Below are 12430 nucleotides of genomic sequence, written 5' to 3'. Positions count from 1 at the left end.
CCCCCCCCCCCCCCCCCCCCCGGGGGGGCCCCCCCTCGGGGGGGGCCCCCCCCCCCCCCGTGTGCCCCCCCCCCTTGGGCCCCCCCCCAGGGGGAGGGTTGGGGAGGGGTGCTGTTGCGCTCCAAAGCTCCAAAGCCTTCAACCGGCTACCAAGCCAGCAGCTCAGCCTTCCCCACCCACCGGCGCCCAATCCGCGCTATACACCTGCCACTCCCCATCCTGCTCGCGCCACCCAGTGACCACTTCCTGCATCTGCCCACGCTCGGGCAGCAGCCCCTGGTTGCCGCCGGTCAGCAGCACAGTGAAGCGCACCGTCGCAGTACCACCCTCGCCCATCTCCACCCGTAACGGCCCGGTCTGCACACCCACCTTGGCGTTGAGCAACAACTGCCCACGCAACAGACGCTCCATCCCGGCGCGGTCCAGCCCCTCGTTGCCCACGAAGTCTTCGGACACCCCCTCCATGAAGCCACCGGGCTTGCCTTCCTCTACACTTTTTTGCATTGCAGCAAAACTTTCGCGCAGACGCTGTTCCGGTGGTTCGCGGCCGCAAGCGGCCAGCAAAAGCATGATCACCGCACAAAGCATGCAGTTGAAGACTGATCGCATCATCTATCCCTTCGCCTTTTCAATTCGGAACGGTATGCTGGCAACAATAACGCCGGTGCCCGATGATCGGGCCTGACCACTAGATCATTCCATTTCCTGGAGGGGAAGATGACGCAAGAACGTCCTTGGCTGCAGAGCTACCCGGCTGGTGTGCCGGCTGAAATCGACGTCAACGAATTCCACTCCGTCGCCGATGTCTTCAATGCCTCGGTCGCCAAGTTCCGTGATCGCCCGGCCTACTCCAACTTCGGCAAGGTCCTGACCTATGGCGAAGCGGACGTCCTGGTCACCCAGTTCGCCGCCTACCTGCTGGGCGAGCTGCAGCTGAAGAAGGGCGATCGCGTTGCGATCATGATGCCCAACTGCCTGCAGTACCCGATCGCCATCTTCGGCATCCTGCGCGCCGGCCTGACCGTGGTGAACGTCAACCCGCTGTATACCGCACGCGAACTCAAGCACCAGCTGGTCGATGCCGGCGTCTCCGTGCTGCTGGTGGTCGACAACTTCGGCGAGACCGTGCAGCAGGTCATCGCCGATACGCCGGTCAAGCAGGTCATCACCACCGGTCTGGGCGACATGCTCGGCTTCCCCAAGGGCGCCATCGTCAACTTCGTGCTGAAGTACGTGAAGAAGATGGTGCCGGATTACGACCTGCCCAAGGCCATCCGCTTCAAGGATGCGCTGAAGCTGGGCAAGCGCCACAGCATGCCGGTGGTCGAGGTGGACCACGAGGACATCGCCTTCCTGCAGTACACCGGTGGCACCACCGGCGTGGCCAAGGGCGCGATGCTGACCCACCGCAACCTGATCGCCAACATGCAGCAGGCCTCGGCCTGGATCAGCGCCTCGGGCGTCAAGCCGGGTGAGGAAGTGATCATCACCGCGCTGCCGCTGTACCACATCTTCGCGTTGACAGCGAACGGCCTGGTCTTCATGAAGCTCGGCGGCCTGAACTACCTGATCACCAACCCGCGTGACATGAAGGGCTTCGTCAAGGAGCTGAAGAACAACCGTTTCACCGCCATCACCGGCGTCAACACCTTGTTCAACGGCCTGCTCAATACCGAAGGCTTCGACGAAGTCGACTTCTCCAACCTCAAGGTTGCGCTCGGCGGCGGCATGGCCGTGCAGCGCGCCGTGGCTGACAAGTGGAAGAAGGTCACCGGCGTCACCCTGGTGGAAGCCTACGGCCTGACTGAAACCTCACCGGCAGCCTGTATCAACCCGCTGGACCTGAAGGAATACAACGGTGCCATCGGCCTGCCGATCCCGTCCACTGAAGCCTGCGTCAAGAACGACGACGGCCAGATGGTGGCATTGGGCGAAGTGGGCGAACTGTGTATCCGCGGCCCGCAGGTGATGAAGGGCTACTGGCATCGCCAGGACGAGACCGACAAGGTCATGGATTCCGACGGTTGGCTGCATACCGGCGACATGGCGCGCATGGACGAGAACGGCTTCTTCTATATCGTCGACCGCAAGAAGGACATGATCCTGGTGTCCGGCTTCAACGTCTACCCGAACGAAATCGAAGACGTGCTGGCAATGATGCCGGGCATCCTGGAAGTGGCGGCCGTTGGTGCACCCAACGAGAAGTCGGGCGAAGTGGTGAAGGTGGTCATCGTCAAGAAGGACCCCAACCTCACCGAGGAGCAGGTGAAGGAATTCGCCCGCGCCAACCTGACCGGTTACAAGCACCCGCGCATCGTCGAGTTCCGCAAGGAACTGCCCAAGACCAACGTCGGCAAGATCCTGCGCCGCGAGCTGCGTGACGCCAAGCCGGAAGCTTGATGTTTCAAGCCTGATCGCTGAAAGCCTCCTCGGAAACGGGGAGGCTTTTTTTGTGCCTGTGATCTGATTGGAAGCAGTGCGTGATCGCCTCGTACAGCATGATGGCTGACCGCGCCAGACCGACCACCGCGCTTTAAAGCCGCATACCCTCGTTTGATTCGTCATCCGCTTTGCCGGCCACGGGCACCGGCACGATTGCGGTGGCGCGCTCATCGGATCCAACAAGCGTCAGCGACATGGCCGCGATCGCAGTGACCGTGCCGCCAGCTTCACCGCGGGAAACGAGATGACCGGTAGTGCGCGGCTGATCGGCCGTCTGTTGCTGCGGCAACTCCACCACGGTGCCGCGCACGGTCACGCGGTCACCGGTGCGAAGTCGAGAGCCCATGCGCATGGTGAACTCAGCCTCGGCCGGCATGTTGATCGAGGTGTCATAGCCCTGATCCAGCACGAACACCCCGTCGGAAGTGACCGGGTTGCCATCGCCCTCGTCCTGCAGAAACCAACCGATGGTGGGTGTGCCACGATCGCCTTCGCCCAGGGTTTCCCTGAGCTCCTGGCCGATGTCGTCGCTGTCACCCATCAGGTTGCGCACCACGATGCCTTCGATCAGTACCTCACTGCCAAGCAGCGGGCTGCTCGCCCCCTGCCCTTGCACCTGCCCGATCAGCTTGCGCGCGGGATCCATTGGCTCTACATGGAATTGGCTGCCAGGCAGCGGAAAGCCGCAACTGGTCGTAGCCAACGCCATACCGAGAATCGTGGGTTTGACCACTGCTGTCTTCCAACGCATGACGTCCCTGCACCCTGCTTTGTTGTAGGAGCGGCGTCAGCCGCGAAACTCGTAGATTGCCAGATCCCAGAAATTCCCGGACCAGACGCGTCCCCGGCTTCGCGGCTGACGCCGCTCCTACAAACACCAGCCGGCCCGCTATCCGGCGAACTGCTGCCGCTTGTGGGAGCGGTGTGAATCGCGAAGATCGTAGATTCTCAGATTACAAAACACCTGATCCAGACGCTTCCCCGGCTTCGCGGCTAACGCCGCTCCTACAAACACCAGCCGGCCCGCTATCCAGCGAACTGCTACCGCTTGTGGGAGCGGTGTAAACCGCGAAACTCGCAGATTTTCAGATCACGGAAAGTCCTGGCCACGAAGCATTGCCTGCTTCGCGGCTGACGCCGCTCCCACAACGGCCCTTGCTGTCAGGGCTGTGCGGTTTGCAGCCGGTAGCTGGTCTGGCTGCGGTATTCGACGCCGTTCAATGTGGTGCGCACTTCCACCGCATGCTCACCTTCGCTGAGCTTGGTTGGCAATGCGGCACGCCACAAATGACTGGATGGCACGGCCTCCGGCGAGCGGTCGTAGCCACGCAGCGCTTTGGCAAGATCGTCGGCGATGTTCTCCACCAACAGACGGGGATCTGCCTGCTTGACCTGCTTCATCGGCTGCCATTCGCCGCCGTCGACACGGAACTCCACCGGCAGACCTTCGTAGCCCATGAACACATTGGCGTAGATGCCCCAGGCCGGGTACGCGCCCTGCCGCAGCACTTTCGGTGCATGCAAAGCGATCTGCTGGTCGGCAGGCGCGCGGGCAACCCGGTACTCGACGCTGTACTGGCCTTGCGGCCGCACATTGAGCAGGCCGTAGCCATTGGGCGTACCGTCGGCCATGGTGGTGTCGGGAATGCCTTGCGCATCCTTAATTCCGGACCAGAACGCCCCACAGGCCGCGCCAACATTGTATTCGTGCAGCGGCTTGGCACCGTTCCACCCCTGCGCGGCTCCCCAGAACACCTGACTCTGGTTGTGGGTATGACCGCTGACGATCAGCGGATGCGGCACCTGTTCCAGCAGCTTGAACAAACGGGCGCGATCTTCCGCACGGTAAACGTGGTCGAACAGCGGGATGTGGAAGCCCAGCACCACCAGCTTGTCCTTGGGAATGGTGGGCAGATAGGCCTCGAGGAAGGCGAACTGATCCTCACGCAGACCACCGACATACGCCGGCTTCTGCCCGGGTTGGGCGATGATGTCGTCCATGCCAATGAACACCATCGACGCCTCTTCCCAGGCATAGGTATCCGGGCCGAGCTGGCGATGGAAGCTGGCCAGCGAATCAGCATCGCTGCTCGCGCCAAGATCCATGTCATGGTTACCTGGCACGTGCAGCCACGGCACACCCAGCGAGGTGACCGCCTTGGTCAAGGCGGGGTAGAGGCTGGGGTCGTCATTGGTGATATCACCAAGGGTCATGCCCAGGCGCGCCTGATGCTTGCCGCGCAGCGGTTCAATGATGTCACGCTCGAAGTAGCCGACATCCAACTCTGTGCTGGTCTGGCTGTCAGCCAGCAACAGCGCCTGGAAACTCATGGGAGCGTTCTTTTCCGGCTTCAGTGCAAACGGGCGGCATTGGCCTTCGCCCTCGCCTGCCTGTGGCCGCCAGATATCAGGCAGCCCATCCGCCCGCTTGGCGGCGCTATAACCGGCCGGTTTGATGATGAAGATGTTGGACTGGCTGGAGGGCGGCAGCTGATAGCGACCATCCTGGCCGGTGCTGACGATGTGCTCGCCATCGGATACCCGGATGCCCGCCAGCGGCTTCTCACCCGCGTCCTGCCCGCCATTACCGTTGCTGTCGAGGAATACCGTGCCGTCGACGCAGGAGGCGCTGGCTGCAAATGGCACACAAGCCAGCAGCAGGGCGGTCAGCAGGGATGGGCGCATGGAGTCCTCGACGACAATGGGCAGGCGCCCATTATCGCCCCGGGATGCTGCAAAGGCATTGCGGCAGGTGGCGAACGATACCTGTAGAGCCGAGCCATGCTCGGCTGGGCCTTGCCGGTGACATTTGGCTTTCCCTGTAGAGCCGAGCCATGCTCGGCTAGGCATTACCGGTGGGATTTAGGTTTGCCGGTAAAGCCCCTGCCGAGCATGGCTCGGCACTACGGTTGCTTAGCTGGCCGCTTTTTCTGCGGCCTTGGCGTGACGGCTCTCCAGCACGCCGATCGCATCATCCAGCGACAGGCCGCGGGCGCGCAGCAGCACGATCAGGTGGAACAGCAGGTCGGCCGATTCGCCCAGCAGTTCGTCGTCACGCTGTACGACGCCGGCGAGTGCGGTTTCCACGCCCTCCTCGCCTACTTTCTGTGCGATATGACGCGCGCCTTTCTCGAACAGCTTGGTGGTGTAGCTGTTGAGCGGGCGATCGTGTTCGCGCTGCTTGATCAAGGCATTCAAGGCGCCGAGGAAGTTGCCCGGCGCAGCACCGAAGCAGCTGGTCTCGCCCGTGTGGCAGGTCGGGCCATGCGGGCGCACGGTGATCAGCAAGGTGTCGTTGTCGCAATCACTGCGGATGTCGACCAGGTCGAGATGGTTGCCTGAGGTCTCGCCCTTGGTCCATAGCCGCTTCTTGCTGCGGCTGAAGAAGGTGACCTTGCCGCTGCTGCGGGTGGTCTCCAGCGCGTCGCGGTCCATATAGCCAAGCATCAGCACACGCAGCGTGGCCTCGTCCTGGATGATGACCGGGATCATGCCGTTGACCTTCTCCCAGTCCAATGCGGCCGGATCAACCGGTTTGAATTCAGTAGACATCCCTAACCTCGATTTGTTGTTCGCGCAGGAACTGCTTCAGTTCCGGAATTGCGATGGCGCCGGAGTGGAACACACTGGCGGCCAAAGCCCCGTCAACGTCAGCCTGTTCGAATACATCAGCGAAATGCTGCGGCGTGCCCGCGCCGCCAGAGGCGATCAACGGAACCGTGCACAGCGCCCGGGCCTGGCGCAACTGTGCAATATCGTACCCCTTGCGCACACCGTCGCTGTCCATGCAGTTCAGCACGATTTCACCTGCGCCGAGGGACTGGACTTCACGCACCCAGTCCAGGGTCAGTCTTGCCTCGGCGCGGGTCTTGCTCGGATCGCCAGTGTAAGAGCGCACCCTCCATTGGCCGTCGGCTTCGCGGATGGAGTCGATGCCGACCACCACGCACTGCTCACCAAAGGCTTCAGCCAACTCCGCGATCAACTGCGGGCGCTCCAGCGCCGGGGTATTGATGGAAATCTTGTCGGCACCGGAATTGAGCACGGCGCGCGCGGTTTCCACATCGCGGATGCCGCCGGCCACGCAGAACGGGATGTCGATCAAGCGCGCCACCCGCTCGATCCAGGCGCGGTCTACGGAGCGGCCTTCCGGACTGGCGGAGATGTCGTAGAACACCAGCTCATCGGCGCCCTGATCGCGGTAGCGCAGCGCCAGTTCGGTGATATCGCCCATGTCGATATGGTCGCGGAACTTGACGCCCTTGACCACGCGACCTTCGCGCACGTCCAGGCAGGGAATGATGCGCCGGCTCAACATGACAAGGCCTCATCCAGTTGCAGGTGACCTTCCAACAGCGCCTTCCCCAACACCGCGCCACCGCACCCAGCAGCCTTGGCCGCACGGATGTCGTTGGCATCGCGCACGCCGCCCGACGCCTGCACAGCCACGCCGGGCAGCAGTTTCGCAAGATGCGCGTAAAGCTCGATATTCGGGCCGGACAGCATTCCGTCACGGGAAATATCGGTGCACAGCAGGTGCTTCATACCAGCCCGCGCGTAGCGCTGGGCCAGTTCGTCCAGGGTCACGTCCGCGGTTTCGGTCCAACCGTGCACTGGCAGGCGCCAAACGCCGTCTTCGCCCTGACGCGTATCCAGTGCGATGGTCAGCTGCTCAGCTCCGAACTCGGCCAGCCAGGCCAGCACCTGTTCGGGCTGACGCACGGCCAGTGAGCCGATCACCACGCGACTGGCGCCTGCATCAAGGATGCGCGCCACATCGTCGCGACCGCGCACACCGCCGCCGGTCTGCACCTTCAGCTTGGTGGTGGCTGCAATCTGTTGCAGCAAGGGCGCCAGGGTATAGCCACCGGCCTTGGCCGCATCCAGATCGACCAGGTGCATCCAACTCGCGCCGGTCGCAGCGAATGCGTGCGCACGCGGCAAGGCATCCTCGCCATAGGTGGTCTGCTTGGCGTAGTCGCCCTGCAGCAGACGCACGACGCGGCCGTCACGGATATCCAGTGCGGGGTAAACAGTGAAACTCATGCGGCGATCTCAAGAAAGTTCTGCAGGATGCGTGCGCCCGGCCCGGCCGAACGCTCGGGATGGAACTGCGCGCCGCATAGACGCTCACGCTGGACCACGGCGGTGAACAGGCCACCGTGATGACAGGCAGCGACGGTGTCGGAAGTGACCGGAGCGGCGTAGCTGTGCACGAAGTAGGCGCTGGAGCCGAGCGGCACGCCGTCAAGCAAGGGCGACTCGCGCAAGGCCAACAGTTTGTTCCAACCCATATGCGGCACACGCACGCCGACACCGGGATGCAGGCGGCGGACGATGCCTGGCAACAGGCCAAGGCACTCAACATCGCCCTCCTCCGAACGCTCGAACAACAACTGCATGCCCAGGCAGATACCCATCAACGGCACCTGCAGTTCGCGCAGCGGCTGTACCAAACCTTGCGCATGCAGGCGCTTCATGCCTTCGGCCGCAGCACCAACACCCGGCAAGATCACCCGTTCAAGCCCGGCCAGATCCGCTGGTGTGCGCACCATCTGCACGTCAACCTGCAGGCGCTCCAGTGCATAGCGCACCGAGCCAAGATTGGCACCGCCGGCATCAACCAGGCCAACCCTGCTCACAACGCGCCCTTGGTGGAAGGCAGCTCGGTCCCTTCCTTGCGGATGGCCTGGCGCAAGGCGCGTGCCAAGGCCTTGAAGCAGGCTTCAACCTTGTGGTGATCGTTATCACCCTCCACCTTGAGATTAAGGTTCAAGCCGCTGGCATCGCATAGCGAACGGAAGAAGTGCGGCACCAGTTCGGTCGGCATGTCGCCAACGCGCTCACGCTTGAACTCGCCATCGAACACGAAATACGGGCGGCCACTGAAATCCAACGCAGCGCTGGCCAGGGTTTCGTCCATTGGCAAGGTGAAGCCGTAGCGACCGATACCACGCTTGTCGCCGAGCGCTTCGCGCAAGGCCTGGCCCAGCGCGAGACCGGTGTCCTCGATGGTGTGGTGTTCGTCGATGTGCAGATCGCCTTTGGCTTCCACTTCCAACGCGAAGCCGCCATGACGGCCGATCTGATCGAGCATGTGATCAAAGAAAGGCAGGCCAGTGTTGATCTTCGAGCTGGCCACCTTGTCCAGGTCGACGAATACGCGTATCTGGGTTTCTTTTGTGTCGCGCTGCACGGTAGCGCGGCGTGGTGCGTCGGCCAGCTCGTGTGCGATCGCATCCCAATCCCACTCACCACCGAACTGCACGGTGCGCAGCTGGAAGCCACGGATCTTCATGTTGTCGGCAAACTGGATGTCGGTCGGCCGGTCACCGACCATGCCCGAACGCGCCCAATCGATGCTGCGATCCTGCAGGTAGGACACCATCATGCCGATGCCGGGCTTGCGATTCGGGTTGTTGTCCTGCGGCCAACTCGGATCGATCAGCACATCGCGGAACGTAATGCCCTGGCTGGCAAATATCTGCAACATCAAGTCATTCGGGCCGTCGAAGCTGGCCTGCGGATAGCCTTCGGAACCGAGTCCGTCCTGGTTGGAAACGATGACGAACTGATAGCCAGCATCACGCAGCTTCAGCATTGCCGGGATCACATTCTTGACGAAGCGGATCTTCTCGTAAGCGTCGATCTGGAAGTCGGCCGGCTCCTCGATCAAGGTGCCATCGCGATCGACAAACAGGATGGGGGTCATGCGGTGAGCTCCAGCGTGGCAAGTGCGTCAAGGACGCGGTCGTTCTGTTCGGGAGTGCCCAGAGTGATGCGCAGGGCGTCCTGCAGCTGCGGAGCGGCGCGCTGGTCACGCACCACCACGCCCGCCTGCAGCAGGGCCTGGAATGCGGCGTCGGCGTCATTGAAGCGCACCAGCAGGAAGTTGGCATCCGAGGCATAGACATGACGAACGCCACGCTGTGCCGACAAGGCGATGCATAGCCGGCTGCGCTCGCTGCGCACCGTCGCGATACGGGCGCGTGTCTGCTCAAGTGCGGCATCATCGAGCCCAGCAAGCGCCAGCGTCGAGCATGGCGCTGGAATCGGATACGGGGCCTGGCAGCGCCGCAGCACGGCGATCAGCGCCGCATCGGCAATGACGCTGCCAATGCGCGCCGCAGCCAGTGCGTGTGCCTTGGACAAGGTACGCAATACGGCGATGTTGTCGAAGCGGTCCATCAACGTGGTCGCGGACGGCTCATCGGCAAACTCGCCGTAAGCCTCGTCGACTACCACCAGCGCCTGACCGCTCAGTGCTTCGGCCACGGCCTGTACCTGCTGCAGCGGAATGCTCAGGCCGCCAGGATTGGACGGCGAGCAGAGGAATACCAGCTTGGCATTGCCTTGCTTCGCCTTGGCAATAATGGCGTCGATATCAGCGACGAGACCTTGATCGGTATCCAGCAGCGGCACTTCCAGCGCGGGGGCATTCTGCAGGCGTGCACTGACTGCGTACATGCCGAACACCGGCGGTGTGTACAACACAGCATCACGACCGGTTTCGCACAGGGCGCGTACCAGCAGGTCGATGGCTTCATCGCTGCCGCGACCGATCAGCAGCTGCTCGGACTGGCAGCCATACAAGCTGGCCAGACGCTCGCGCAAGGCCTGCGGCTGGGGATCCGGGTAACGACGGCAACCGGCATCTGCGTCGCCAGGATTCGCCCAGGCCGATTCATTTGCGTTGAGCCAGACATCACCCTGCAACTTGGCGCTTCGCGCCGAGGAATAGCCGCCGAAATCACGCAGGTCTTCGCGTATCAGATCAAGCACGCTCACGGCGCCACTCCCAGCCGCAGGGCTACCGCGTTGGCGTGGGCGCCCAGACCTTCGGCACGCGCCAAGGTCAGCGCGCACGGGCCGATACCGGCAATTCCTTCGCGACTGGCTTCCTGCACGCTGATCTGGTTCTGGTAGCTGGCGACGCTGACGCCGCTGTAAGCGCGGGCCGCGCCGGCGGTCGGCAACACGTGATTGGTGCCAGAACAATAGTCACCCAGCGCCTCGGGCGTGTAATCGCCGAGGAACACCGAGCCGGCCGCTTCCACCTTGTCCAGCCACTGACGCGGCTGGCGCAGGGCGAGAATCAGGTGCTCGGGCGCATAGCGGTTGGAAATCTGGAATGCCTGCGCAATCGAATCAACCTTGATCAGCAGCGATGCACCCAGCGCTTGACGCGCAATCGCCTCGCGGCTGAGCTGTGCGACCTGTGCTTCGACCTGCTCTTGCACGGCGGCAATCATCGCTGCATCGTCGCTGAGCAGCAGTACCTGCGAATCCGGGCCGTGCTCTGCTTGCGACAGCAGGTCGGCGGCGACAAATGCAGAATTGGCACCGGCATCGGCGATCACCAGTACTTCCGACGGACCGGCAGGCATATCGATGGCAGCAGCGCCTGCCTGGGCCACCTGCTGCTTGGCTTCGGTGACGAAGCTGTTGCCTGGACCGAACAACTTGTCGCAGGACGGCACCGATTCAGTGCCGTGTGCCATGGCGGCAATTGCCTGCGCACCGCCAATCTTGAACACTCGGTGCACGCCAGTCAGGCGCGCGGCAACCAGTACTGCGGGGTCGGCCGTGCCGTCCTTGCGCGGCGGCGTGCACAGCACCACTTCGCGGCAACCTGCCAACTTGGCGGGAACACCAAGCATCAATGCAGTGGAGGGTAACGGGGCGCTGCCTGCCGGGACGTACAAACCAACGCGCGTAATCGGGCGAATGACCTTTTCGCAGACCACGCCCGGTGCGGTTTCCACGCTGTAGGGCTGGGCCATGCCGGCGCGGTGAAAGGTATCGATACGATCTGCGGCCTGCTGCATGGCGATGCGCAGCTCTGCCGAGACCGCCAGTTCGGCAGCGGCGAATTCTGCTTCGCCAACTTCAAAACGCTCGGGTGCGATGCCGTCGAAGCGCTGAGTTATCTCGCGCAACGCAGCGTCGCCACCCGTGCGCACCTGCTCGATCAAGCCAGCGACGGAATCGCGGGTCTGCGCGGCAACAGTCTGTACCGGACGGGTCAGAGCGCGCGCCTGTGCATTGGCGTCGAGCGCGTTCCAATCGAGGATGTTCATACCAGCGACTTCTCCACGGCCAAGACCATCAGGCCTTGCGCGCCAGCGCGCTCCAGCTCTTCCAACCGCTGCCAGCTGAGTGCGCCACTGCACATCGTCTGCAGGCGCACGGCTTCGCCCTGCCCTGGCAGCCGCAGCAGCGGCTCGGCGTCGGGCAACAGTCGAGCCAGTTCCTCAACGCGGTCTTCGCTCGCGCTGAACATGAGCAGCTTCTGGTCCTGCACCTTGCTCAAACCGTCGAGACGGCGCAGCAGCATCGCCATCAGGCCCGCACGGGCGTCATCCAGTTCGTGCACCGGGCCAGCCAGTACCGCCTCACTTTCCAGCAGCACCTCCACCGGCTTGAGCTGGTTGGCGGCCAAGGTGGCGCCACTGGAAACCAGATCGCAGATCAGTTCAGCGGTGCCGAGCTTTGGTGCGATTTCCACCGAACCGGACAACTCAACGACCTGCGCATCGACACCCTTGTCTTTCAGCCAGGCGGCAAGGATGGCCGGATAGCTGGTGGCGATGCGCTTGCCCTGCAGCATCTGCACGCCCTGCCAATCCCAGTCTTCCGGCACCGCGATCATCAAACGGCAGGAGCCGAAACCGAGGCCACGCAACGGTTGGTAAGCGTCCGCCAGGCCGATCTGGCGACGGGCCTTGGCCTGTTCATCCAGCTCGTTCAAGCCGACCACGCCGAGGTCGCAGACGCCGTCGGCGATCAAACCCGGAATATCGTCATCACGCACCAGCAGCAGGTCCACCGGCAGCGATTCGCCGAAGCAGAACAACTTGTCGCGGCTCTGCCGCCAGCTCAGCCCACAAGCCGCCAGCAGGCTGCGCGCGGGATCGGCCAAACGGCCGCTTTTCTGGATGGCGATACGCAGCCGGTCGCGTGCCGGGGCGGAGGTTGAAGCACTCAT

12 protein-coding genes are annotated in these 12430 nt (G+C 63.1%); 1 reads left to right on the top strand and 11 read right to left on the bottom strand.

What is annotated here, in order from left to right; all coding sequences use genetic code 11:
- Positions 1–162: 162 nt before the first annotated feature.
- Positions 163–504 carry a hypothetical protein gene (locus ACVOLI_RS13005; RefSeq protein WP_296248089.1) on the bottom strand — a complete coding sequence of 114 codons (342 nt, stop codon included), beginning with the start codon at positions 502–504 and terminating at the stop codon, positions 163–165.
- A gap of 213 nt (positions 505–717) precedes the next feature.
- Here ACVOLI_RS13005 and ACVOLI_RS13000 point away from each other — a divergent pair, with 213 nt between their 5' ends.
- On the top strand, positions 718–2400 hold the full coding sequence (locus ACVOLI_RS13000; protein ID WP_481614733.1) for a long-chain fatty acid--CoA ligase: 1683 nt from the start codon (positions 718–720) through the stop codon (positions 2398–2400).
- Positions 2401–2533: 133 nt separating this feature from the next.
- Here ACVOLI_RS13000 and ACVOLI_RS12995 read toward each other — a convergent pair whose 3' ends face one another.
- The 10 genes from ACVOLI_RS12995 to hisG form a co-directional block, all read right to left on the bottom strand.
- Positions 2534–3193 carry a single stranded DNA-binding domain-containing protein gene (locus ACVOLI_RS12995; RefSeq protein ID WP_481614732.1) on the bottom strand — a complete coding sequence of 220 codons (660 nt, stop codon included), beginning with the start codon at positions 3191–3193 and terminating at the stop codon, positions 2534–2536.
- Positions 3194–3603: 410 nt separating this feature from the next.
- Positions 3604–5127 (bottom strand): calcineurin-like phosphoesterase C-terminal domain-containing protein, encoded by a 1524-nt coding sequence (locus ACVOLI_RS12990; RefSeq protein ID WP_481614731.1) that lies wholly within the window; start codon positions 5125–5127, stop codon positions 3604–3606.
- A gap of 228 nt (positions 5128–5355) precedes the next feature.
- Complete coding sequence (hisIE, locus tag ACVOLI_RS12985; protein WP_481614730.1) at positions 5356–5994, bottom strand: bifunctional phosphoribosyl-AMP cyclohydrolase/phosphoribosyl-ATP diphosphatase HisIE; 639 nt, start codon at positions 5992–5994, stop codon at positions 5356–5358.
- Complete coding sequence (hisF, locus tag ACVOLI_RS12980) at positions 5984–6760, bottom strand: imidazole glycerol phosphate synthase subunit HisF (RefSeq protein WP_282272328.1); 777 nt, start codon at positions 6758–6760, stop codon at positions 5984–5986. Before hisF ends, hisIE begins: the two co-directional genes overlap by 11 nt.
- A complete protein-coding gene (gene hisA / locus ACVOLI_RS12975) occupies positions 6754–7488 on the bottom strand; it encodes a 1-(5-phosphoribosyl)-5-[(5-phosphoribosylamino)methylideneamino]imidazole-4-carboxamide isomerase (protein WP_481614729.1) in 735 nt (244 codons plus the stop codon). Before hisA ends, hisF begins: the two co-directional genes overlap by 7 nt.
- A complete protein-coding gene (hisH, locus tag ACVOLI_RS12970; RefSeq protein WP_481614728.1) occupies positions 7485–8084 on the bottom strand; it encodes an imidazole glycerol phosphate synthase subunit HisH in 600 nt (199 codons plus the stop codon). Before hisH ends, hisA begins: the two co-directional genes overlap by 4 nt.
- The gene (gene hisB / locus ACVOLI_RS12965; protein ID WP_481614727.1) at positions 8081–9154 is read right to left on the bottom strand and encodes a bifunctional histidinol-phosphatase/imidazoleglycerol-phosphate dehydratase HisB; all 1074 of its coding nucleotides are present in this window, start codon (positions 9152–9154) and stop codon (positions 8081–8083) included. The genes hisH and hisB overlap by 4 nt, the downstream gene beginning before the upstream one ends.
- Entirely contained in the window at positions 9151–10230 is a 1080-nt protein-coding gene (gene hisC, locus ACVOLI_RS12960) for a histidinol-phosphate transaminase (protein WP_481614726.1), read from the bottom strand. Before hisC ends, hisB begins: the two co-directional genes overlap by 4 nt.
- Positions 10227–11522: a histidinol dehydrogenase gene (gene hisD / locus ACVOLI_RS12955; RefSeq protein WP_481614725.1), complete on the bottom strand. Its 1296-nt coding sequence runs from the start codon at positions 11520–11522 to the stop codon at positions 10227–10229. The genes hisC and hisD overlap by 4 nt, the downstream gene beginning before the upstream one ends.
- Positions 11519–12430, bottom strand: coding sequence for an ATP phosphoribosyltransferase (hisG, locus tag ACVOLI_RS12950; RefSeq protein ID WP_481614724.1), 912 nt, complete (start codon positions 12428–12430; stop codon positions 11519–11521). The genes hisD and hisG overlap by 4 nt, the downstream gene beginning before the upstream one ends.

The organism is Stenotrophomonas sp. STEN029 (assembly GCF_056760015.1).
The sequence above is the reverse complement of the archived record's forward strand: the minus strand, read 5'-3'. Positions and strand labels throughout refer to the sequence as shown.